This is a genomic window from Intestinimonas sp. RTP31139st1_F5_RTP31139_211217 (assembly GCF_040226735.1).
GTDB classification, from domain to species: domain Bacteria; phylum Bacillota; class Clostridia; order Oscillospirales; family Oscillospiraceae; genus Intestinimonas; species Intestinimonas butyriciproducens.
In genome coordinates this window covers 23,053-46,869 of sequence record NZ_JBCOAQ010000005.1, presented here as the reverse complement: position 1 = coordinate 46,869, position 23,817 = coordinate 23,053, and the positions used below count along the sequence as shown (strand labels likewise).

18 protein-coding genes and 1 riboswitch are annotated in these 23,817 nt (G+C 60.8%); of the genes, 5 read left to right on the top strand and 13 right to left on the bottom strand.

Going from position 1 to position 23,817, the window contains the following annotated elements; translation table 11 throughout:
• Positions 1 to 108: 108 nt before the first annotated feature.
• Complete coding sequence (locus tag ABUA09_RS05700; protein ID WP_033117058.1) at positions 109 to 2,103, bottom strand: fructose-bisphosphatase class III; 1,995 nt, start codon at positions 2,101 to 2,103, stop codon at positions 109 to 111.
• A gap of 291 nt (positions 2,104 to 2,394) precedes the next feature.
• On the opposite strand from ABUA09_RS05700, the gene ABUA09_RS05695 reads away from it, so the two are divergent.
• From ABUA09_RS05695 to ABUA09_RS05680, 4 genes are all read left to right on the top strand, one after another.
• Complete coding sequence (locus ABUA09_RS05695; RefSeq protein WP_195607628.1) at positions 2,395 to 3,429, top strand: LacI family DNA-binding transcriptional regulator; 1,035 nt, start codon at positions 2,395 to 2,397, stop codon at positions 3,427 to 3,429.
• A 133-nt stretch (positions 3,430 to 3,562) separates the two neighbouring features.
• The gene (galE, locus tag ABUA09_RS05690) at positions 3,563 to 4,561 is read left to right on the top strand and encodes a UDP-glucose 4-epimerase GalE (protein WP_058117542.1); all 999 of its coding nucleotides are present in this window, start codon (positions 3,563 to 3,565) and stop codon (positions 4,559 to 4,561) included.
• Positions 4,558 to 6,051 carry a UDP-glucose--hexose-1-phosphate uridylyltransferase gene (galT, locus tag ABUA09_RS05685; protein ID WP_195969856.1) on the top strand — a complete coding sequence of 498 codons (1,494 nt, stop codon included), beginning with the start codon at positions 4,558 to 4,560 and terminating at the stop codon, positions 6,049 to 6,051. Before galE ends, galT begins: the two co-directional genes overlap by 4 nt.
• A 209-nt stretch (positions 6,052 to 6,260) precedes the next feature.
• Complete coding sequence (locus tag ABUA09_RS05680; RefSeq protein ID WP_227151741.1) at positions 6,261 to 8,282, top strand: oxidoreductase; 2,022 nt, start codon at positions 6,261 to 6,263, stop codon at positions 8,280 to 8,282.
• A gap of 76 nt (positions 8,283 to 8,358) precedes the next feature.
• Here the strand turns inward: ABUA09_RS05680 and ABUA09_RS05675 are convergent, their stop codons facing one another.
• The 9 genes from ABUA09_RS05675 to ABUA09_RS05635 are packed head-to-tail and all read right to left on the bottom strand — an operon-like array spanning position 8,359 to position 18,628.
• A complete protein-coding gene (locus ABUA09_RS05675; RefSeq protein ID WP_227151740.1) occupies positions 8,359 to 9,387 on the bottom strand; it encodes an ABC transporter substrate-binding protein in 1,029 nt (342 codons plus the stop codon).
• 38 nt (positions 9,388 to 9,425) lie between these two features.
• Positions 9,426 to 10,190 carry an ABC transporter ATP-binding protein gene (locus tag ABUA09_RS05670; protein ID WP_033117064.1) on the bottom strand — a complete coding sequence of 255 codons (765 nt, stop codon included), beginning with the start codon at positions 10,188 to 10,190 and terminating at the stop codon, positions 9,426 to 9,428.
• Entirely contained in the window at positions 10,191 to 11,285 is a 1,095-nt protein-coding gene (locus ABUA09_RS05665) for a FecCD family ABC transporter permease (RefSeq protein WP_227151739.1), read from the bottom strand.
• A gap of 13 nt (positions 11,286 to 11,298) precedes the next feature.
• Positions 11,299 to 13,191 (bottom strand): ABC transporter substrate-binding protein, encoded by a 1,893-nt coding sequence (locus tag ABUA09_RS05660; protein ID WP_349949197.1) that lies wholly within the window; start codon positions 13,189 to 13,191, stop codon positions 11,299 to 11,301.
• 49 nt (positions 13,192 to 13,240) lie between these two features.
• Positions 13,241 to 14,263 (bottom strand): ABC transporter substrate-binding protein, encoded by a 1,023-nt coding sequence (locus ABUA09_RS05655; RefSeq protein ID WP_208319032.1) that lies wholly within the window; start codon positions 14,261 to 14,263, stop codon positions 13,241 to 13,243.
• A gap of 45 nt (positions 14,264 to 14,308) precedes the next feature.
• Positions 14,309 to 15,178: a radical SAM protein gene (locus ABUA09_RS05650; RefSeq protein ID WP_279203004.1), complete on the bottom strand. Its 870-nt coding sequence runs from the start codon at positions 15,176 to 15,178 to the stop codon at positions 14,309 to 14,311.
• Complete coding sequence (locus tag ABUA09_RS05645; protein WP_075703684.1) at positions 15,166 to 15,951, bottom strand: nucleotide-binding protein; 786 nt, start codon at positions 15,949 to 15,951, stop codon at positions 15,166 to 15,168. Before ABUA09_RS05645 ends, ABUA09_RS05650 begins: the two co-directional genes overlap by 13 nt.
• The gene (locus ABUA09_RS05640) at positions 15,948 to 17,129 is read right to left on the bottom strand and encodes a nitrogenase component 1 (protein WP_195607624.1); all 1,182 of its coding nucleotides are present in this window, start codon (positions 17,127 to 17,129) and stop codon (positions 15,948 to 15,950) included. Before ABUA09_RS05640 ends, ABUA09_RS05645 begins: the two co-directional genes overlap by 4 nt.
• Entirely contained in the window at positions 17,126 to 18,628 is a 1,503-nt protein-coding gene (locus tag ABUA09_RS05635; protein WP_033117069.1) for a nitrogenase component 1, read from the bottom strand. The genes ABUA09_RS05640 and ABUA09_RS05635 overlap by 4 nt, the downstream gene beginning before the upstream one ends.
• Positions 18,629 to 18,763: 135 nt before the next feature.
• Positions 18,764 to 18,950: riboswitch (cobalamin riboswitch) on the bottom strand.
• Positions 18,951 to 19,086: 136 nt separating this feature from the next.
• On the opposite strand from ABUA09_RS05635, the gene brnQ reads away from it, so the two are divergent.
• Positions 19,087 to 20,385, top strand: a complete 1,299-nt coding sequence (gene brnQ, locus ABUA09_RS05630) for a branched-chain amino acid transport system II carrier protein (protein ID WP_058117552.1) — start codon at positions 19,087 to 19,089, stop codon at positions 20,383 to 20,385.
• Positions 20,386 to 20,533: 148 nt separating this feature from the next.
• On the opposite strand, the gene ABUA09_RS05625 is transcribed toward brnQ, so the two are convergent.
• From ABUA09_RS05625 to ABUA09_RS05615, 3 genes are all read right to left on the bottom strand, one after another.
• On the bottom strand, positions 20,534 to 21,214 hold the full coding sequence (locus ABUA09_RS05625) for a dihydrofolate reductase family protein (RefSeq protein WP_195614288.1): 681 nt from the start codon (positions 21,212 to 21,214) through the stop codon (positions 20,534 to 20,536).
• A 136-nt stretch (positions 21,215 to 21,350) separates the two neighbouring features.
• Positions 21,351 to 22,334, bottom strand: a complete 984-nt coding sequence (locus ABUA09_RS05620) for a hypothetical protein (protein ID WP_058117554.1) — start codon at positions 22,332 to 22,334, stop codon at positions 21,351 to 21,353.
• A 111-nt stretch (positions 22,335 to 22,445) separates the two neighbouring features.
• On the bottom strand, positions 22,446 to 23,792 hold the full coding sequence (locus tag ABUA09_RS05615) for an MATE family efflux transporter (protein ID WP_349949196.1): 1,347 nt from the start codon (positions 23,790 to 23,792) through the stop codon (positions 22,446 to 22,448).
• Positions 23,793 to 23,817: the final 25 nt, after the last annotated feature.

The window sequence follows — 23,817 nt, the reverse complement described above, 5'->3', positions numbered from 1 at the left end:
CTGCCCTGGCAGCGGCCCCTCTTTGTCTCTTGGCGGCGTTTGAAATGCTTCCGGCGACAAACCGGGCAGCGCTGGAAAGCGCAGGCCCTAAACGTGGGAGGAGGCGTCTCAGCCCTTGTGGTCCTCCTTCACCTCGCCCATCTTGTAGGCTCGGAGGAGGGCCTTCAGGTCGTCCACCTGTCCCTGGAGCTCACTGCCGATATCGGTCTGTGAGATCTTCACGGTGGACTCCATCCGCTCGAAGATCATGGAGGAGGAGGCGATATCCTGATTCTCGCGGATGGCCTTTCCCTTGCCGGAAAAGGGCTGATGGGAGACGATGCGGTAGCAGTTGGAGTTGTAGATGAGGGTGTAGCCCGCGATGCCGGTGGTGGGCTGGTAGGCCCGGCAGAAGCCGCCGTCAATGACGATGAGCTTGCCCCCGGCCTTGAACGGGCTCTCCCCCTTTTTGGACTTGACCGGAATATGCCCGTTGATGATGTGGCAGTGGGGACCCTCCAGGCCGAATTCGGCGAGGAGAGCGTCGCACACCGCAGGATCATGATAGTAGGTGTAATAGGCGTTCTTAGGCTCGCTCCAGGAGGACTCGTCTTTGATCAGCCGCCGTTCGAAGGTGGTCATGCGGTCACGGCCAAAGAGCGGAGAATTGCGCCCGCACCAGAGGAACCACAGGAAATCCATGCCCGCAAGGCGCTCCGGGGAGCCGGGCTTGGCGTAATAGCCCTGTCGGGCCACCTTTTCCGCATGGTCCAGGAACGCGCGCCCGCCAAGATCCTTGCAGCCCACCACGCTGAATTTCATGATCTGGCCGTCAGGGGTGAGGGGGATGCAGCCGTGAAGCAGCAGATTCCCGTTGAATACCTTGTATAGCCCGCCCTTGGAATAGAGAAAGCGGACATGTTTTTGCAGCTTCTCGCTGCGCTGGAAGGACTCGGTGAGCTGGCCGATGACCTCGTCCTCCTCGGGAGAGAGCTCGTAGGGGTGTTCCCGGTCCACGGTGGGGAAATCGGTGTCGGCCAGGTCATATTTGACGTCCCCAATCGTGATGCATTTGTGCGCATAGTCGATCTTGTCCAGCAGCAGCCGGTCCTCCATGCCGAAGCCGGGATTGCGCAGGATCTTCTGCCCCTCCAGCTTGAAGAGAATGACCGTAATGGCCTTGTGCATCCTGGCGGCCAGCGCTTTGTCCTTCTCTGTGTACTGCTCGGCGTCGTCTCCGGCGAATTTGGCGGCAAAGCAGGAGCAGTCGCAATCCTTGTAGATCTCATTGGCAAAAAGGGCCAGAGGCCGCAGAGAAATGCCGTAACCGGTCTCGATGACCTCCAGATTGTTGTAGTGGATGGAGTTGGAGAGTACGGTGGCCACCAGTGTGCGGCTACCGGTGGCGGCTCCCATCCACAGCACATCGTGGTTGCCCCACTGGATGTCCACGGTGTGGTAATCCATGAGGGCGTCCATAATGATGTCCGCCCGGGGTCCGCGGTCGAACATATCGCCCACCATGTGGAGCCGGTCCACCACCATGCGCTTGATGAGATTGCACACGGCCACGATAAAGTCCTCCGCCCGATCGATGTCGATGATGGTGGAGATGATGTTTTCGTAGTGGTCCCGCTTGTCGTGAAACTCGTAATTGGTGTTGAGCAGTTCGTCGATGATGTAAGCATACTCCTTGGGCATGGCCTTACGGACCTTGGAACGGGTATATTTGGAGGTGACCAGACGGCAGACGTCAATAAGGCGGTGAAGGGTGATCCGGTACCACTCGTTCCTGTCCTCGAGCTGTCCGGAGAGTTCGGAGAGCTTTTCCGACGGATAGTAAATGAGTGTGGAGAGCTGATCGCGCTCCGCCCTGGAAACACTGGTGGCAAAGAGCGCGTCCACCTTTTCCCGCACCACGCCCGAGGCGGAGTTGAGAATATGGAGAAAGGCCTCATATTCTCCGTGAACGTCGGAAATAAAGTGCTCGGTGCCCTTGGGCAGGTTCAGGATGGTCTGGAGGTTGATGATCTCGCTGCTGGCCGCTTGTACCGTGGGGTACTGGCGGGAGAGCATTTGCAGATAGCGCAGATCTGGGGCGGCGCAGGCTTGTTTGGAATTCATCCGCAGGATCCTCCTTATGGTTTGCATGGATGCTGTTATTGTATCACTGAATGCGGGGAAAGGCACGATAAATTTTGCACTTTTTGCGCTAAAAGCGTGTCAAAATATAGAGCAAATAAATATTTTAGCAATGAAATGTGAAAGGAATCAAAAGGATACCAGGCAGGCCTTTGAACGTGAAGGAATCCGGTTTCGTGTAAAAGAACCGCACCTCCGCGCCACGATCCATCACTTGAAAAACAGAGCCTGATAGAGTACAATATTTTTAGTAAAAATGAAAGGGGAACAACTATGGCCACACTGCGGGAGCTGGCGGAGCGCACTGGCTACTCTCCGGCGACGATCTCGCGCATTCTGACGGGGGACCCCGCGCTGGCGGTGAGCGAGGAGGCGCGGAAACGGGTGCTGGAAGAGGCGGGGCGGCTGAATTACGCCGCCACCAAGAGCCGCCGCGGACGCTCGCCCAAGCATCTGCTCCGGGTGGCGGTGGCGGAGATGCTCACGCCGGCCCAACAGCTCCGGGACCCGTTTTACCTCTACCTCCGCGGCTATGTGGAGCAGGCCTGCCTGGATCAAAAATATGCGTTTCTTCCCCTGACTCCGAGAGGGGAGGGCTTTGTATCGCCGGAGGGGATGGCGGCAGACGGTGTGGTGGCCATCGGCCGTTTTACACCGGCCCAGGCGGAGTCCCTGCGGAGCGTCAGCGAAAACGTGGTGTTTCTCAACTCTTCGCCGGATGACGCCCGGTTCGACTCCGTAGTCCTCAACTATGAGCTGGGCATCCGGCTGGCCCTGGACCATCTTCTGGGCCTGGGGCACACCCGGATCGGATTTATCGGGCCGGCCTGGAGGCTGGGAGATCGAAAGGAACCAGCGCCGGAGGTCCGCAGGACGTGGTTCCTCTCCCTGATGGAGGCGCACGGCCTTCTGGACCCGGAGCTCCTGGTGGAGACGCCCATGGATGCGCGTTCCGCCGCCGGCGCGCTGCGGGGCTGGCTCGCCGACGGCGGGCGGCTTCCCACAGCCTTTCTCACCGCCAGCGAGGAGACGGCCATGGGGGCGATCCGGGCGCTGGAGGAGGCGGGGCTGTCCATTCCGGAAGACGTCTCTCTGGTCTCTTTTAACGACACCCCCCTCTCCGAGCTGGTGACCCCCGCCCTCACCTCGGTCTCCACCCACGTAGAGGAGATGAGCCGCACTGCCGTCCGTCTGCTGGCGGAACGGGCTCGGGTGCCGGGGCGGCCACCGGTCCGTACCCTTCCGGTCAAGGTGGTGGTGCCGCCCTCTCTGGTGTGCCGGGAGAGCGTGGGCGTCCCGGCGAAATAGACAGGAACGCGGCGCCGGTTCCGGCGATTTTGACAAAGATAAATTTTTACTAAAAATTTGCTTGCCAGAGAAACCGCCGACGGATATACTGGTGTCGGAGAACATCGGCAGCAGTGGGAAAGGAAGGTCATCTATGGCGATTTTGGTATTGGGCGGAGCCGGATACATCGGCTCTCACACCGTGTATGAGCTCATCGACGCGGGCCGGGACGTAGTGGTGGCGGACAACCTCCAGACCGGCTTCCGGCAGGCGGTCCATCCCAGGGCCCGCTTCTATCAGGCGGACATCCGGGACAGGGCGGCCATGGACCGGATTTTTGAGGAGGAGCAGATCGAGGGCGTGGTCCACTTCGCCGCATCCTCCCAGGTGGGGGAGAGCATGACGGATCCCCTGAAGTATTATGACAATAACCTCTGCGGCACCACGGTGCTGCTATCGTCCATGGTGGCCCACGGAGTGGACAAGATCGTGTTTTCCTCCACTGCGGCCACCTACGGCGAGCCGAAACGGGTGCCCATTCTGGAGACGGACCCGACTTCGCCCACCAACTGCTACGGAGAGACCAAGCTGGCCATGGAGCGCATGATGGGTTGGGTATCCCGCGCCCATGGGCTCAAATATGTGGCTCTGCGGTATTTCAACGCCTGCGGCGCCCATCCCTCTGGGGCCATTGGCGAGGGCCACAACCCGGAGACACATCTGGTGCCCATCATCCTCCAGGTGCCCAACGGGCAGCGGGAATATGTGTCCATTTTCGGCGAGGATTATCCCACAAAGGACGGCACCTGTGTGCGGGATTACATCCACGTCACCGACCTGGCCCAGGCGCATGTCCTGGCGCTGGATCATCTGCTCCGGGGGGGAGAGAGCGATGTGTTCAATCTGGGCAATGGTGTCGGCTTTACGGTGAAGGAGGTCATCGACGCCGCGCGTGCCGTGACCGGGCATCCGATCCCGGCACAGGTCTCTCCCCGGCGGGCCGGGGACCCGGCACAACTGGTGGCGTCCTCCGAGAGGGCAAAGGCGGTATTGGGCTGGGCTCCCCGATATGACGAGCTGGAGACCATCCTCTCTACGGCCTGGAGCTGGCACAGGAGCCATCCCAACGGATATGAGGAGGAGAAGGCATGATCGACGAGGCGGTAGATAAGCTGGCATGCTATGCCCAGCGGACCGGCCTGGTGGACCCCTGCGAGCGCATATGGGCGGTAAACGCTATCCTGGAGGCACTGAAGCTGGACAGCTACACCCAGCCCACGGGGTCCCCGGAGGGGGAGATCGACCTTCCGGCTGTGCTGGAAGAGCTGATGGATGACGCCCACGCCCGCGGGGTGCTCCCGGAGGACTCGGTGGTGTACCGGGATCTTTTCGACACCATGCTGATGGGACGGCTCACCCCCCGGCCCGCGCAGGTCATTGAGCGGTTCCGGGCGCTCTACGCAGAAAGCCCGGAGCGTGCCACCGACTGGTATTACCGGTTCAGCCAGGATACCAACTATATCCGCAGGGATCGGATCGCAAAGGATGTGAAGTGGGTCGCCCCGACAGAGTACGGCGAGCTGGATATCACCATCAATCTCTCCAAGCCGGAGAAGGACCCCAAGGCCATCGCCGCTGCCCGGAATTTACCGGCCTCGGCCTATCCGCGGTGCCAGCTCTGCGCCGAGAATGAGGGCTATGCGGGACGGGTCAACCACCCCGCCCGCGGCAACCACCGCATGATTCCCATTACCATCAACGGCAGTCCCTGGTTCTTGCAGTACTCCCCCTATGTCTACTACAATGAGCACTGCATCTGCCTCAACAGGGAGCATGTGCCGATGCGGATCGACCGGGCCTGTTTTGCCAAGCTGCTGGACTTTGTGAGGCAGTTCCCCCATTATTTTGTGGGCTCCAACGCCGATCTGCCCATCGTGGGGGGATCGATTCTGGCCCACGACCACTTCCAGGGCGGACACTATACCTTCGCCATGGAGAAAGCGCCGGTGGAGACCCAGGTATGCATCCGCGGCTATGAGGATGTGGAGACGGGAATCGTCAAGTGGCCGATGTCCGTGCTGCGCCTCTCCCACGAGGACCCTGCGCGGCTGGTGGACGTGGCCGACCGGATTTTGAAGTCCTGGAGGGTGTACAGCGACGAAGCCGTGTTCCTCTTTGCGGAGACGGAAGGCGAGCCCCATAATACCATCACGCCCATCGCCCGGCGGCGGGGAAGCCGGTATGAACTGGACCTGGTGCTGAGGAATAATATCACTACTCCGGAGCACCCCCTGGGCGTGTACCACCCTCACGCGGAGCTCCACCACATCAAAAAGGAGAACATCGGCCTGATCGAGGTCATGGGCCTGGCGGTGCTGCCCGCCCGGCTGAAGGAGGAGCTCTCTGTGCTGGCGGAGGCTCTGGCGGAAGGGGCGGACCTCCGGGCCGATGCGCGCACCGCCAAGCACGCGGACTGGGCCGAAGCGTTCCGCGGCAAGTATGATATCACGGCTGAGAATGCCCTGGACATTGTGAAGAAGGAGACCGGCCTGGTGTTCGCCCAGGTGCTGGAACACGCGGGGGTGTACAAGCGCACGGCGGAGGGCCGGGCGGCATTCCTGAGGTTTGTGGAGCAGATATAAAAACGGAAAAGGGGACAGGGCCCCGGACGGTACCGGCCGTCCGGGGCCCTGCTGCGCTCCCATGCATGGGTCCTGCCGGACTCGCTTTGAATGAATCCGGACAAAGGGCGCTTTTCTATCTTGCATCTTTGGAAGGATTGTTATATATTGATTATAATTATCCGTTTTTTTATGTGGGAATAGACGAGATGGGAAGGGAGAAAGAGCAAGTGGAGTATAAAAGGTTGTTTTCCCCAATTGAAATCAACGGGATGGCGGTAAAAAATCGGATCGTAGAGGCCCCCATCCAGTTGGCCTACTGCAAGGATGGCCATGTGAATGAGCGGATCAAGCAGTTCTACATCGAGCGGGCAAAGGGCGGAGTGGGACTGATCATTGCCGGCGGCTGCCGGATAGACGATTACGGCTACAGTCTGGATATGATGAGCCTGCGCGCCGACGACGATATCCCAGGCTGGCGAGCGTTTACCGATGCAGTCCACGGCGCTGCGCCTGATGTAAAGCTTGCGGTGCAGCTCTACCACGCCGGACGATACGCCAAGCAGAAGAATACCGGGAAAGAGGCCTGGGCCCCCTCTGCCGTATTTTCGAATTATACCAGGGAGACGCCCCGGGCCATGACCGTCGCCGAGATCCACGAGGTGGAGGAGAAGTGGGCGGAGGCGGCGGTGCGGGCCAAAAAGGCGGGCTTCGACGCAGTGGAGATACTGGGCTCGGCGGGGTACCTGATCTGCCAGTTCCTCTCGCCCACCACCAATCTTCGGGAGGACGAATACGGAGGGAGCTGGGAGAACAGGTGCCGGTTCCCTCTTGCGGTCATCAGAAGGGTAAGGGAGGCTGTAGGGCCGGACTTCCCCGTTACCATCCGTATCACCGGAAACGCTTTTATCCCGGGCGCCACCGACTGCTCCGACGCGGTACGGTTTGCCAAGGCAGCAGAGGAGGCGGGGGTAGACGCCATCAATGTGACCGGCGGCTGGCACGAATCCATTGTCCCGCAAATCACCGGGGACCTGCCGCGGTCCGGTTTCTCGTATCTGGCCGCAGCGGTGAAGGCGGCCGTACATATCCCGGTCATGGCATCCAACCGAAACAACGATCCGGATGTCTGTGAAGAGGTCCTGGCGCTGGGCCGGGCGGATATGATCTGCCTGGGGCGTCCACTGCTGGCCGATCCGGAGTGGCCCAGCAAGGCGGCGGAGGGGCGGCAGGACGAGATCAGACGCTGCCTGGGATGCAATCAGGGGTGCCTGGCCCGATCATTTTTTGGCAGGCCGGTGGAGTGCCTCATCAATGCGCGGGCCGGACGGGAGTATCTTTATCAGACGCCGAAGGCCCCGGGGACCAGAAAAAAGATCCTCGTGGTGGGAGCCGGTCCGGCGGGCTGCGAGTTTGCCCTGGAGGCGGACAAACGGGGGCACGAGGTAACGATCTGGGAGCAGAGCGGGCGGATCGGGGGGCAGCTCCACCTGGCCTGCGCACCGATATCCAAGGGCGAGTTCAGGACCCTCATCGACTACTATGAGGCCATGCTGAAAAAGCGGGCGATCCGTGTGGAGCTCAGCCATACCGCTGTGGCGGAGGAGATCAGGTCAGGCGGCTTTGATGAGGTGGTGATCGCGGCGGGCGCTGTGCCCCGCGCGCTTCCGATCAAGAGCACGGGAAAGATCCCTGTGGTACTCTCAGGACAGGTCCTGAGCCGGGAGGTCATGCCCGGCAAAAATGTGGTCGTCATCGGCGGCGGCGCCGTGGGATGCGAGGTGGCGCAGTATCTGGCGGACAGGGGCAGCCTGTCTGCGGAGCTGCTGAAGTTCCTGATGAAGGAGCGGGCGGAAAGCATCGAGACCATTACGGCCCTGCTGAACACATCCAGCCGAAGCGTCTCGATTGTAGAGATGGCGCAGAAGATCGGAAACGGCTTTGACCCCGGATGCGCAGGGCCTGTCTTGCGGGACCTGAAGCGTTTGGGCGTTAAAAAGTATACCTCTTCCAAGGTGCGGGAGCTCACCGACACGGAGGCGGTCCTTGAGACGGAGGGTGAGAGCGGGCCGGCAGAGCTGCGCATCCCCTGCGATACCGTGGTCGTCTGTGTAGGCAGCATCTGCAATCGCGGACTCTATGAGGCGCTTGCGGGCTCCATGGAGCACGTACATATCATAGGCGACGCGGAGAAGATCGGAAAGGTGATGGACGCCATCCGACAGGCGGTGGACCTGGCGGAGGCCATGTGAGGTCAGAAAGAGACAATAGAGCCGCCCCGTCCGGCACAGGCTGGACGGGGCGGCTCTATCTAGACCACAGCGGCGGTCACTTGTGGAGCATCTCGGAGAGACCCTCGATATCCTCGATAGTCTGCATGCTGCCGCAGTAGAAGGAGACATGGGTGATGGTATAGAAATTCTGGTTCTTGATGGCGGTGACTTCCTGTAGGGCGGGATTGTCCAGCAGGCCCTGAATGGTGTCGGCGGCGGGCTTGGTCTCGCGGTCGATGACCAGGATGGCGTCCGGGTTCTTGTCGATCAGGACCTCCATGCTGGCATAGCCGTACTCCTCGTCCAGGCACTTGCCGCCGGCCAGTTCGATGATATTGGCGGTGAGGTCGGTATCGGCCCGGGCAAACCACTCATTGTCCTTGAGCATCTGCACGGTGAGCACGGTGGGCCGCTCATCCTCAGGAATATCGGCCGTGCGCGCCTCCACCGCGGCCAGCCGGGAGCGGATATCGGCCACCAGTGCGTCTGTTTTTTCCTCGATGTCAAAGATTTTGCCGAAGTTCTCAATATCCTGGATCAGGAATTCAAAGTTCCGCTTACCCAGACCGGAGACCGTGTTTTTCATCAGATAGGTGTTGATGCCGCGGGCATTCCAGTCGGAGGTGGCGCCCAGCGCGTCGTCGGCGAAGAGGGAGCCCCAGCCCACGATGAGGTCGGGCTCCAGAGAGAGCACGACCTCCTTGGAGGGATAGTCGTCCATCGCCAGGAAATTGAGGGACTCATATTCCGCGGCGGTCTCGGGCCAGGGGGTACTGGTGCGGTGGGCGGTGGCCACAATGAGATCGGAAAGCCCGAGGCTGACCAGCATTTCCGTGTTGGCCTGCGAAATGCTCACCACCCGCTCGGGACATTTGGTAAAGGTCTGTTCCGCCTCTTCGCCGTTCTGGTTGTAGGTGGTGACCGTGACGGGATAATGACTCTCCTCTGCGGCGGAGGACTCGGTCGGGGCGGGGGTGGTCTCCGACGGAGCGGAAGAGGCGGATTGCCCTCCGGAGCAGGCCGGAAGGGCGAAGAGCATGGACAGGGACAGACACAGTCCCAAGAGCCTGGAGGTGGTTTTCATAGAATCGTTCCTTTCTCTGCTTTTCTGTCATTCTCCGCTCATGCGGACAGGAATACAATGTTTTTGCGCCCCAACTGCGGCATATCGGTGATCAGGGCCTCCACATGGAACACCTGGCGGATGAGCGCGGCGGTGAGGACCTGGACCGGAGGCCCGCTGGCCACGATGTGGCCCTGGCTCATGACATAGATCTTGTCGCAGTACGCGAGGGCCAGGTTCAGATCGTGCATGGCGGCGAAGATCTCGATGTCCAGGGCGCGCACGGTCTGCAGAAGCTGGAGCTGGTACTGGATATCCAAGTGGTTGGTGGGCTCATCCAGGATCATGGCCCTGGGCTGCTGGGTGAGCGCGCGGGCCATCAGCACCCGCTGGCGCTCACCTCCGGAGAGCGTGTTGAATTTCCGGTCGGCATACTCTGCCATGCCGGTTTTCTCCAGGGCTTCGTGGGCCAGGCGGTAATCCTCGGCTCCGTCCTGTTCCATGAGTTTTTTATGGGGCGTGCGCCCCATCAGTACGACCTCCTCCACGCGGAAGTCAAAGTTGAGTGTGCTCATCTGGGTCATGACGCCCAGCATCCTGGCCGATTCCCGCAGGGAGACCTGATCCATGGGCCTGCCGTCCAGCCACACGCTGCCGCCCGAGGGCTTCAGCGCGCGGTAAATGGTCTTGAGGAAGGTGGATTTCCCGCTGCCGTTGGGACCCACGATCCCCACGAACTGCCGGTTGGACACCTCCATGTCGATGTTTTCAATGATGGTCCTGCCGCCCAGCCGGACGGCCACCTGTTCCGCACGTATATCCATCTATTCATCTCCAAATCCGTAGGATTTCGTCAGCATCAGCCACACAAAGAAGGGCCCGCCGATCATGGAGGTGACGATGCCGATGGGCAGCTCGGTATTGCCCAGGATCATCCGGGCCACCACGTCGCACCACACCAGGAAAATGGAGCCCACAATGGCGGAGATCACCGTCACCCTGCGGTGGTCGGAGCCAACCACCATGCGGACCACATGGGGGATGATGAGCCCCACGAAGCCGATGGTGCCGGACACGGCCACTACCACGCCGGTGAGGGCGGAGGAGACCACCAGATAGACCCGCCGGATGGCGGTCACATTAATGCCCAGGGTGAGGGCGGACTCGTCGCCGATGAGCAGGGTGTTGAGGACCCGGAACTGCGTGAGGAAGAAGGCAACGCCCACCAGTACCACCACGCCGGGAATGCCCAGCAGGTTCCAGGAGGCGGAGGTGAGCCCTCCCATGGTCCAGAAGGTGACGGAACGGATCCCCTCGGCGTCCTTGGCCGTGTAGATGATAAAGTTGGTAAAGGCGGAGCAGATGGCGTTGATGGCCATGCCGGCCAGGAGAAGCTTGATGGTGTTGCCCCTGGATTTCCCGGAAAAGGCGATGGTAAAGACGAACAGGGAGGTGAGCAGCGCCCCCAGGAAGGCGCCTACCGATACGCCATAGTTGCCGAACACAGTAAAGGCGCCCAGGAGAATGGCCATGGTGGCGCCCAGGGAGGCGCCGGAGGAAATGCCCAGCACGTAGGGATTGGCCAGGGGATTGCGGACCACCGCCTGCATTGCCACGCCGGAGACGGACAGACCCGCGCCCACGATCACCGCCATCAGGACACGGGGGAAGCGGATGTTCCAGATGATGTCTGCCCGGGAGGAGGAGAGGACCTCCTCCGAGCCGGGGACGCTGTAGGAGAACAGAGAGGCGAACTTGCAGGAAAGAATACGGGCCACCTCTCCGGACTCAATATGTACGGGGCCGAAGGTGATGGAGACCACCACCGAGAGGCCGAGCAGGACCAGCAGCGCCGCGGTGACCGGCCCCAGCGGGAAGCGGCGGCGGAGCGTGGGAAAGGCGTCATCACGCCGGCTCACAGGGCAGCCCTCCTCACTGGAACAGGTCGGGATAGAATCCCTGGGCCAGATGCTCGATGGTGTCTATGGTCTCGTAATTCCCGCCGTAGAAGTCCACATAGTCCAGGCTGACAAAGCGGTCGTTGGCCACCGCAGGGACGGAAGCCAGGGAGGGATTGGCCTTCAAGGAGTCGATCTTCTCCTGAGCAGGGGAATCGGTGCGGTTGATAACCACAATGACGTCGGGATTGAGCTTGATGAGGTTTTCGATGCTCTGCTTGCCGAAAGCCTCGTCCAGGCAGATGCCGCCGGCCTTTTCGATAAGGTCGTGGGTGAAGTCGGTGGAGGTGCGGCCGAAGAACTCATTCTCATAGACCATCTGCACCGTGAGCACCGTCACCTTCTCCTCCTCGGGGAGGGTGTCCACCCGCTCGGCAATTTTGGCGGCGCGGGCCTTCATATCGTCGATCATGGCCTGCGCCCGATCCTCGATGCCGAAAATCTTGCCGAAGTTTTCAATGTCGTTATAGAGCCGCTCCACGGTGCGAGGCTGGGGATTGTCGCCGCCGGAAGCGCTGTTGTCCACGATATAGGTGTGAATGCCACGGTCGTTCCAGTCGGAGACGGGGCCCAGGGTGCTCTCACCGAACGTACTGCCCCAGCCGATGATGAGGTCGGGGTCCTGGTCCAGCACGACCTCCTTGGAAGGACTGTCGTTGTCACTGATGAAGTTGAGGGCCTCAAAGGAGGCGGTATACTTCTCATTGACGTCCCCCACGCTCCGGCAGGCGCCTACGATCTTGTCGCCGAGACCCAGGGCCAGCAGGAGCTGAATGGCCTGGGGCTGGTTGCAGACCACGCGGCGGGGACAGGCGTCAAAGGTCTGGTCGTAAAGGAGCCCCTCTTGATTGTAAGAGGTGATAGTGACGGGATACTGCTCAAAGAGTTCGGGGTAAAAGGAGTGGGCGAACCGGGTCACGGTATCGGCCACACGGACGGATTCGTTGACGTCCTGGAGCACGGTGGTCATGAAGCGGCGATTTTTCACGGCGTCCACGTTGGCCAGGGCCGGATTGGAGGTGATGGCCGCGATCTTCTCTTCCACAGGGGTGGAGCCATACTGGTTAAAGAGGATGACGTCGGGATTCTTATCAATGAGGGTCTCGGCGGAGACATAGAACCACTGCTCGGCACTGTCGCTCTCGCAGACATTGATGCCGCCGGCCAGCTTGATGACCTCGGTCTCCATAGACTTGGCACAGGTGTACATCTCATTTTCCTTCACCGAGTCCATGACAAAGACGGTGATCTTGTCCTCCACACCGGCGGTCTTTTCCGCCACCGCGGCCACCTTGTCCTGCATCTCGCCGATGAGGGCCTCGGCGCGGTCCTCCACCCGGAAGATCTTGCCCAGATTTTCAATATCCAGATAGATGTTCTCGATTTTTTCCTCAGAGGCCAGGGTACCCTCGGAGACATAGGCGGGCAGGCCGTGATCGGCCAGCGTCTCCACGGTGCCGGCCTTGTCTTCTGTGAAGCCGAAGCGCTGTCCCAGAACCAAGTCGGGTTCAGCGCCCAGCAGGACCTCCGTAGAGGGGTACTTTTCGCTCAGCAGGGGAATGGCGTTGAAGGCGTCTTTGATCTGGACCATGGGCTCTGCGTTGGTGTAGCAGGTGTAGATTACCTTGTCGCCCAGGCCCAGCATCAGCATCATCTCGGTCATCTGCATGTTGAGGCAGACCACCCGCTGGGGGACCTCTCCAAAAGTGAGGGTGCGGCCGCCGTTTTCGATTGTGACGGGGCCCTCCGCAGCGTCGGACTGCGCAGGGGACTGCGTGGGGGCGGGACTCTGGGCGGTCTGTCCGCCGCAGGCGGCCAGGCTGAACACCAGGGCCAGGGAAAGGATCAGGGATACCAGTTTTTTCATGTTTCATACTCCTTTGAATCTCTATGAAAGACCGGCTGGAGCCGGTGGTTCACGCGGAAAAGAGGTCGGGATAGAAGGCTGCGGCCAGCGTTTCGATGGCCTCTACCGTGCGGGGTCCGCCGCAGTAAAAGGCGGCATGATCCAGCACGACAAACCGGTCGTTCTGTACGGCTTTGATGTTCTGAAGGGTGGGATTTGCCTTGATGGCGTCGATTTTCTCCTGGGCGGGGGAGGAGGAGAGGTCCAGGATCACCAGCACGTCCGGGTCCAGATCGATGAGAACCTCCATGCTCTGTTCGCCGTTGTCGTTGACCTGGATGCCGCCGGCCAACTCGGTAAGAGCCCGGTTGAAATCGGTGCCGCCGCGGCCCAGAAATTCATTTTCATAGACGTATTGAACGGTGACAACCCGGACCCGCTGCTCGTCGGGGAGTGCGGAGACTTTCTCGCCGATGGCGGCGATCCGTGTCTTCATATCGTCGATCATGGCCTGCGCCGCATCTTCGACGTCAAAGATCTGCCCCAGCGTTTCAATGTCGTCATAGAGAAATTCCACCGTGCGGTTTCCAAGGCCGGACACGGTATTATTCATCAGATAAGTACCCACGCCGCGGTCGTTCCACTCGGAGACAGGGCCGAGGGCGTCCTCCGCGAAGAGGGAGCCCCAGCCCACGATCATGTCGGGTTCTTGGTCCAGCACCACCTCCTTGGCGGGGTATCCCTTTTCTGCGATGAAGGGGATGGAGTTATATTCCTCCGCGAGGGGCTCATAGACCGGACTGAAGCGGTGGGCGGTGGCGATGATCTTGTCCCGCAGGCCGAGGGCCAGCAGGAGTTCGGTATTGGCCTGGGAGATGCTCACCACCCGCTCGGGGCACTGGTCAAAGGTCTGGGTATAGGTTTCTCCGTTTTCATTGTAGGAGGTGATGGTGACGGGATAATGGGCTTCCGCCGCCGGGGACTCCGGCACGGCCGTCGGGGTGGGAGCGGGGCTCTGGGCGGTCTGCCCGCCGCAGGCGGCCAAGCTGAGCGCCAGAGCCAGGACAAGGAACAGGGATATCGTTTTTTTCATATACATACTCCTTCTCTTTACTAGGTCGATTGCTGCCTCTGCACCTCAAAGGGTGCGGGATCTATTCAAAACTGGATGTGATCCAGACGGCGCCTCCTTGGCTTCCAGACCGGGTACGCCGCAGGCGTCAGCGCGGCACTGCCGGCAGTGTGTGAACTGGGGGAGGTGGGCGCCCGCCAGGCGGCGCGCATGGTGCAGCTGGGCGGGGGTGGGCGGAGCCCGCCCGTCCAGAAGTCCGCAGGGGATGAGGGGCGTGATGTTCATCAGTGCGGCTCCGGCCGCTCCGGCCAGGGCCGCAATGGAGGGGATCTCATCCTGATTGACGCCGGGGACCAAAACGGTATTCACCTTTACGGTGAAACCGGCCTGGACCGCGCGTTCCAGACCCTCGCGCTGCCTGGACAGGAGAAGGGGAACGCCTTCTTCGGGAGGCAGGACGGTGCCCCGCCAGCGCACGGAGGAATAAAGCGCCGCCGCAGGTCCGGGGTGGACGGCGTTGATCGTAATGGTGAGCGTGCGCACGCCGCAGTCCGTCAGCGCCTCCACACGGTCCGGCAGCAGCAGCCCGTTGGTGCTCACACAAAGGGTGAGTGCAGGAAAGCGGCGGTGGAGCAGACGAAAGGTCTCATAGGTCTCAGGGTTGTCCAGCGGCTCTCCGGGGCCGGCCACCCCGGCCACCCGGATGCGGGGCTCCCGGGCCAGGGCCAGGGCGGTCCGCTGGACGGCATCCTTCGGCGTCAGGAGAGAGGAGGTCACGCCGGGGCGGGATTCGTTGGGGCAGTCATAGCGGCGGTCGCAGTAGGCGCACTGGAGATTGCACCGCGGGGCCACCGGCAGGTGGATGCGCCCGAACCGGCGATGGGCCCCACCGCTGAAACAGGGGTGCTCCGCCGCCGGACCGGTCAGCCCCGGCACAGGGACTCCACCTCCTCGTCGGAGAGCGGGGTAGGGATGCAGCGGGCGCCGCGGGCATACATATGGCTGGCCAAGGCGCGGAAGCTCTGGCTCACCGGGCTGTCCGGGTACGCCTCCAGAACGGTCCGCCGTTCCAGCTCTGCTCTGCCGATGAGGGGACTCATGGGAATCTCGCCCGCCAGCTCCGTTCCCACCAGGCGTGCAAAACGCAGGGCCACCGACGGGTCATCCCGTCCGCTCCGACCATTGTAGACCACTCCGGAGAGGCGGACGCCGCCGCTTTCCGCATATTTTTTAACGCCCCGGCAGATGTTGTTGGCGGCATAGACGGCCATAAAGTCTGAAGTGGTCACCAGGTACACGTCATCGGCGATCGCTTCCCGCAGAGGCATGCTGAAGCCGCCGCAGACCACGTCTCCAAGGACGTCGTAGAGGACGACATCTCTGTCCTCCAGCAGGCCCCTGTCCTGGATCTCACGAAGGGCGGCCACGATGCCCCGGCCCGCGCAGCCTGTGCCGGGTTCCGGCCCGCCCGACTCCACGCAGAGAATATCCCGGTATCCGGTGAAGGACACCGGAGCGGCAGAGCCGGTCCGAAGCTGGTCGAGTACGGATGGGATCCGGCGGCCCATGAGGCACCGGGTGGAGTCCGCCTTGGGGTCGCAGCCCACCACGGCGACCCTCAGACCCTCCTCTGCCAGCGCGGCCGCCACGTTGGCCACGGTGGTGGACTTGCCGATGCCACCCTTGCCGTAGACACAGATCTTTTTCACTGGTACAGCGCCCCCTTTTGATTCCACGTCCCCATGATCTCGTTGAGCAGGTCCTCCGTCAGACAGAGCGTCCCCTCTGCGCCGACGTAGGGACGGCAGGTCACGCAGAGCCGGTCAAAAACCGGGTAGTCATAGCGGAGCAGAGGGATCTCCAACTCTTCCGCCAGCTCTGCCTCAAAAGACGAACCAAACAGTACGGCGGTCTCAGAGGCGCGGACCCTGTCGAAAAAGTCCTCCAGATCGGTCAGCGCCTCGCGCTCCGCCTGGCAGGCCACCTCCATCCCCAGTTCGCGGATAAGAAAGCGGGCCATGCCCCGGCTCCGGGCGCCGGAGCCAATCAGGGAGACCGGCATGCCATAGAGGGCCTGAAGATAGGAGTAGACCGGGCGAAGTCCCTCGGCGGTCCGTCGGCGGAAGGAGGCGCGCTCCTCGGAAAAATCCAGCCCGAATCGGCGTTCCAGACAATGCCAGAGCCCTTCGGCACCGGTAAGGCCGTAGGGATAGTCCAGCACCTCGAAGGGAATGCCGAACCGCCGCTCCATCTCACGGGCCAGGCCCACGCCCCGGCCCAGGACCACATTGAGCCCTGCCGACGGGGCGCGCCGCAGCTCCTCCAGCGAGCAGCGGGAGAGTACGGTGTTCAGGCGGACCTTGCCATGGAGCAGGCCCCGGAGGGCCTCCAGGTCCGGGCCGGCCCGATGGTCGTCTGCACCCAGCCCCAGCAGGTTTATGGCGGGAATTTCCGCGGTGGGGAGGGGGGACATGAGCTCAGACAAGGAGGTCAGGGCGGCCTCATAGCCGTCCTCCAACCCGCCGCGGTAGCCGGCGGCCTCCACGGTCACCACTCTGGCCCGCCCCTGAAAGGCCTTTGCCGCCGAATGGACATCGTCCTGAATGATATCACTGACGCAGCCGGTCACCAGGAAGATCACCTCAGGGGAGCAGAGCTCCTCCGCGTGACGCAGGGCGCGGGACAGCGACTCCTCCCCGCCGAAGATCACATCGCTGTCGCTGATGACCGTGCAGGTCTGGCGGATGTCCGCCATATCACAGGCCGCATGGAAAGCCATAGAGCCAAAATTACACCCCACCACCGAGTGGAGCAGGACCACGCCGCCCTGGATACCGGTAAGGGCCTGATGCGCGCCAAAGAGTTTGCAGCCGTCCGCCGTTTTCATTGCACATCTTCCTTTCGATAGAGCCACATGCGCTCCCACATCTCTTTGGCCCACAGACTTTCAGAGCCGTCATACAGGGGGTAATAGCGGGTCTGAAAGGGCATCCGGTTCAGAATGAGTTCGTCCCGTGCGGTGCGGGCGGACAGCCGGTCACAGAGGCGGAATACGTTCCGGACATAGGACTCAAAAGAGAGGGAGACGGTCTCGCTCATAGCGGGGATCAGGGGCGCGCCCAGCCCTTCCAGGGTAACGTCCCCCGTGCCCACCACCGCGTCCACAACGGCAAAGACCTCACGCAGTTCCGCCTCGCCGGGATTTAGCAGGATGGGGCTGCCGCCGGCATAAAGCCCCGCGGCGTCCTGAATCCGGTCCATCAGCTGCGCCTCCAGCTCTGGAGTCAGGGCCATCTCGCGGCGCATCTCGGGGGTCAGGATCAGACAGATGTGGCTGATCGGCAGCCCCAGGCTGGCATACAGCTTGAGGCGAAGCGGAGCGGTCTGTAGCCCGCGGCACACCAGAGCGCAGCGGTAGTCCGCCAGTGTGCGGCGGGCCGTTTCGGTCTGGGCCAGCGCCTTCTCCGTTTCTGCGGCGATAAGGGGCTCCATCTCGTCTAGAAGGCCCAGCTTTTCCCCGATATCACGGTAAAAGAGGGCGATACCCTCCAGGCCCGTATAGCGTCCGGCGCCGCCGAGATGGAGATAGTCGGTGCCGAACCTTTCCTTCATCCTCCGGGCCCAGCGGACTCGTTTGACCAGGTTGAGCCGGGCGGCCGGCGCCGTTATCAGAAGTTCCAGCGGCGCGCTGGGGATCCAGCAGTGGACGGTGATGCCGCACTGGCCCAGAAAAGAACCGATTTCCTTCAGAACCAGGGTGCCCTCGCTCCCCCAGCCCACCGTCTCAATATTCACGCTGCGGGGAAGGGGGGGCTGGGGCTCCATCACTTGCTCCACCAGGGCCCAGAGCGCCTCCGTAAAGCCGCACCCCTTAAGCTCCAGTTCCAGACGGTTGTCTCCGGTGATTTTCTGACGGGCCAACTCCCGCACCCGCGTGCGGGAATAGTTTTTGTCCCGGTGAGAGAAGAGCTCCGACTGGACGGCAGCCACCCGAATCCCCTGGGTGCGGGACGCCTCCGCTACAGCGCGGATGTCCTCGTTCAAGATATCGCTCACAGGGGTGGGGACGATCAGAATGAGGGCGGGACGGTAGCGATCCCAAGCTTCCGAGACGGTGCGGCGCAGCGCGTCCGCTCCACCGCATATGATCTCGCGCTCCGTGAGGTCGGAGCACAGCAGAGGGTAAAAGGGCTGGTGCCGGCGCCTGGCGGAGTGCCGGTAGTGAAAGCCGCAGCCCCTTGGGCCGTGGAGTATGACGACCACACCGCCGCCTATCTCTCCGGCCGCCCCCACACTGCCGGAGACCTTCCCGTTGACCCCGAAGGTATGAAGCAGGGCGGAGGGATACATCAGGGTGCGAAGATCGTCAAAGAAGGGCTGGTGCATGCAGAATCACCTCTGAAAAAATAAAAAGGGTCGCATAGCCATTACGGCTATGCGACCCGAATTCGTCGCAAAAAACCAGTATGAGAGCAAAACGGCTCCATACTGAAACTCTGTCCAGGCTCGTTTCCACGCAAGCAGACAAGAGATATACAAGCATGTCTTCTGGCTTACGCGGCGAAACCTCCGCCTTCCCAAGAATGTGAACATTCTCAGTGGCAACAATGGAGGGGCCTGATGCGCATACAGCGGCGGGACCGCGCGGGATTCTCACCCGCTTCCATTTTCACCGGTAAAAACCGGAACTTGTACATATGACAATATACTACTTTCTGATCGAAAGCACAAGAGTTTTTTCATAGAATCTCACGGACAGGCGAAACGGCCTGTTTACAATGGGAGAATACTCCGGTATAATAAATTCCTAAAGATGTGAGATTTCGGTCGGACGGAGGGGCGCGATGAAAAAGCTCAGTGGAAAACGCCAGGCGCTGGTTGGATTCACCCTTTTTTCCATGTTTTTTGGCGCGGGGAACCTGATTTTCCCACCTGGAGTCGGCGCGCAGGCGGGAACGCTCACCTGGCCCGCCATGCTGGGAATGGCGTTCAGCGCAGTGGGACTGCCGGTGCTGGGCGTGGTGGCGGTGGCACGGTCCGGGGGACTTGCCGCGCTGGGGAACCGGGTACATCCACTCTTTTCACGGGTGTTCACCATTTTGGCCTATCTGTCCATTGGCCCGTGTCTGGCCATTCCCAGAACGGCCAGCACCTCCTTTGAGATGGCGGTCCCTCCCTTTGCGGGGCCGGACGCCCCCCTCGGGCTGCTTCAACTGCTCTATTCGCTGGTGTTTTTCGCCGCTGCCCTGTGGGTGGCGCTCCGTCCGGAGAAGCTGACGGATCGCCTGGGCAAGGTCATGTGCCCCATTCTGATCCTGCTGATCGTGGTCACCTTCGTAGGCTGTCTTGTAAATCCGCTGGAGGGCTACGGACCGCCCCAGGATGCGGCCTATGCCGCAAATCCCGTGGCGAAAGGCTTCCTAGACGGCTACCAGACCATGGACACCATTGCTGCCCTGGTCTTCGGCATCATCATTTCCCTGAATATCCGTGCCATGGGAGTGGAGCGGGAAGAGGATGTGGTGAAGAGTACGGTCCGGGCCGGCTGGATCGCCGGTGCCATGCTTCTGGCCGTCTATTCCATGCTGGCCCACGTGGGAGCGCTGTCCGGCGGGGCTTTCCCGGGGGCCGCCAACGGCGCGGTGGTGCTGACCAATATTGTTCCCGCCCTGTTTGGAAAAACCGGCAGCCTGCTGCTGGCGGCGATTTTTGTCATTGCTTGCTTCAATGTCTGTGTGGGGCTCATCAGCTCTTGCGGCGAGTATTTTTCCCTGCTCTGGCCCAGACTCTCTTATCGGGGATGGGCCGCGATGTTTGCGGTGGTAAGCATGGCGATCGCAAATGCCGGGCTGGACCTTATCCTTCGGATATCCGTTCCAGTTCTGGGGGCGATCTACCCGGTGGCCATTGTGCTCATTGCGCTCTCCTTCTTTCAGAAGCGGCTGGCGGAGCATCGCTGCGCCTATTCGGTCCCTGTGGCGGTTACCGGTGTGTGCAGCGTCCTCTTTGCGCTAAAGGATCTGGGAGTCCCGATCCCGCTCTTGGACGCGGTGCCTTTGGCCTCCATTGGCTTGGGCTGGGTGATCCCGGCTCTCCTGGGTATTCTGGTGGGCGTCCTGCTGCCGGAAAGAGGAAAACAGTAAAAAAGGAACGGCGGAAGGGTAAGGCTTCATAAAGAAGTTAAGGGCAAGGCAGACCGCAATGGTCTGCCTTGCCCTGTTTATAGTATGTAACCCACTATGACAATTTCGGGGAAAGTGCTCGTAGGAAAGAGCAGCAAACTGGAAGTTGTCAGTGGATTACCTGGTAACGCAATCTGAGATACGAGTTTTCCAAGACCATACATTCTTGCAATTTCAGCACACCCAATTGGGATAATTCACTTTCTGATAGCAAAGATTTCCCATCAATCAGTGTGGATGTATCCTTGCCGCCAATTAAAATGGGGGCAATAACAATATCAATATAATCAAACAGCTTTTCCCGAAGAAACAGCCCGTTTAATGTACCGCCGCTTTGTATGGTGATTCTCTCACAGCCATATTCTGACCTGAGTTTTGCAAGTGCATCAGGCAAAGACAGCTTGCTCTGACAGATGATATGAAGGTTGTCCTCATTCACCTGAAATGCCGGATGGTCTGCGTTGGATGTGACCAGCACAAATTCTTTTGAGCGGGCGCAAAAATAGCGAATACCTTGTTTGGTCAAATGATTGTTGTCGATGATTACAAAGGAAACAGACGACTTATTCGGCATTCCCTTCGAGTTGACGCCCATCTTTTTCTGTACTCTGCCAGAATTGAGCGACCACAAATCGGTTGTCTGCTCTATCTCATAATACTGGTGCAGTCCTTCTTGAACGCCCACAATTTTAGGGAAATCTCTGTCTACATCTAAATCATCTGTTGCCCCTGTACTGATTTTTCCATCAACAGACATAAGCATAAACAGCGTTGTGATCGGTCTATCCATTTTATCTCTCCTAACTCCGAGTTGTCGGTGAGATCGTTATAAAGAAACACCCGCCGAAAAGCAGCTTCTTCTCGGCGGGTGTTAGCTTCCTTATGGCAGGTCCTCCCAACCAGACGGTTCCGCCCCTTCCTTTCTATTATGCGGGGGCGTCCGCTACAACCATGAAATTGGCCAGGCCGAAGGCGGAGCCGGTAAAGATGACGTCGGCCTGCACACTGCCCGCTTCCACGGAGGGAACGATGTTTTCATAGAAGAGGGAGACACCGAAATCGGCGCGGATGGCGTCGCCGGAGACAGAGAAACTGACGATGCCGTCCCCGCACTGGCCGGTCTGGAAAGCGCCAGGCGTCAGGCCGTCCTGCTGCAGAGCGGGGTCCGGCTGGAACCGGCGGCTCTCCCCGGCGGCGATGGTAACCCCGCCGACCGACGGGTCATGGGTATAGGTCACGATCTGAGACAGAATGGCCTGATAATCCGGCGGGGCAAACCAACAATCCGTCCAGAGCATCTCGGACTCAAATTCAATGATGTGGAGATCCCAGATGCTCACGCCGGTACCAGAGTCTGTGTAGACCAGCAGAGCCAGCTCCAGCTCCAGGTCTCCGTCGAAATCGCCGTAGGCCATGGCGGGCAGGACGGCGCGGGGGGTAAGATAGCCCAGGTCCAGGTTTTTCCATTGGGTGCCCACCCGGAGAATGAGTCCGTAGCCGCCGCTGAGGCCGTAGAGCCAAGTGTCGTGGTCGGGAATCTGGGCAATGAGGTAGAGCGGTTCGGTGCCCTCCAGAACTGCGGTGCCGCTGGTTATCAGTTGAGTTGGAAAGTCATCCAGGGTCAGCGCGTCCGGGTCGAAGGTCTCCTCCGGCAGGGGCGGCTGGCTCACATCGGGAGAGGGCTCCGGAAGAACGGCGGTGTCAGTGGCGGGCGCGGCCGTGGGGGAGACAAGGGGTGTGGACTCCACGGGGAGCGCGGTGGTCGGGGCGGAGGGTGCGGCGGTGGGGGTATCCACAGGGGTAACAGTTCCGGCGTCAGGGGCGGGGGTAGAGGATCCATGTTCAGGGTCATTGGTACAGCCGGCCAGAACCAGCAGGCAGGCGGCACACAACAGAAAAAGCTTTCTCAAAAGGAAGGCCCTCCCTTCCGTTCACAGGCGTACAGAATGGTTCATTTGTAGATTATACCCGCTCTATGCGCGGAAAACAACTACAAAGTTATAACAATCAGGAAACGAAACTCATCTCTCCGACATGGGCACAAGCTTCTCGCGGTAGACCTTGCGGTAGAAAAGCAGCGCCAGCAGGCACGAGAGAAGCTCCGCAATGGGGAAGCACAGCCACATAAAGCGTGGTGAGAAACGGCCCAGCAGCAGCGCTGCGGGCAGGATCAGGACCAACTGGCGGGACAGTGAGACCGCCAGACTCAGCATGGACGCTCCCATGGCCTGAAAAGCGGCGCATAGGATCACGGAGACCCCGGCAAAGACAAAGCCGGAGGAGATCATCCGTAGCGCGGACACGCCGGTGGCGAGGACGTTGCTCTCAGCGTGGAAGAGCTGGAGAAAGCGGTGGGGAAAGAGAGCCAGCAAAAGCGTACCCGCCGCCATGATGACCGCGCCGATCTCCAGGGCAAAGCGGATCAGCGCCACGATGCGGCCCCGGCTCCGGGCGCCGTAGTTATATCCCACCACAGGGGTGAGCCCGTTGTTGAGCCCAAATACCGGCATAAAGATGAAGGATTGGATCTTGAAGTAAACGCCCAGAATAAAGACGGCGCTCTCAGAGAAGAGGGCCATGATTTTATTGAGCCCCAAGGTCATAAAGGTGGCCAGAGACTGCATCACGATGGCAGGCAGCCCGATGCGGTAGATCTCCCGAATGACGTCTCCGCTGGGGCGAAAGCGCCGGGGAGAGAGGGAGAGGTCCTTTCGTCCGGACACGAGAAAAAAGCCCACAGTCATCCCCAGAAGCTGTCCCGACACTGTGGCCAGCGCCGCGCCCGCAACGCCGAGAGGGGGAACGGGGCCGCATCCAAAGATGAGAAGGGGGTCAAGGATCAGGTTGAGCACCGCGCCGATGCCCTGGATGATCATGGGTCCCAAAGGATCGCCGCTGGCCAGCAGAATGCGCTCGGTGGCGAATTGCATGGTGATCCCCACAGAACAGCAGGTGATGATGGAGAGATAGATGCCGCCGTAGTCCGTGATCAACGGGTCGCAGGTGAAAAAGCCCATGAAGGGCCGGGCCAAAAAGAGGCCGAAAAGAAGAAAGACCAGCCAGGAGAGAAGATAAACGAAAACACCGTTCATAGCCACGGCGCTGGCCCCGGCTCTGTCTTGCTCTCCCAGGCGGCGGGATAGAAGCGCGTTGACGCCCACGCCGGTGCCCACGCAGACGGCGATCATGAACATCTGCACAGGGTAGGCCAGTGCCAGCGCTTGAAAGGCCTCGCCGCTCATCCAGGAGACAAACATGGAGTCCACCATGTTGTAAAGGGCCTGGATGAACATGGAGAGCATCATCGGCCAAGCCATATGGAGGAGGAGGCGGCGCGCCGGCATGGTCCCCATCTTGTTTTCGTCCAAACCTAGACCATCCTTTCAGGAAGGC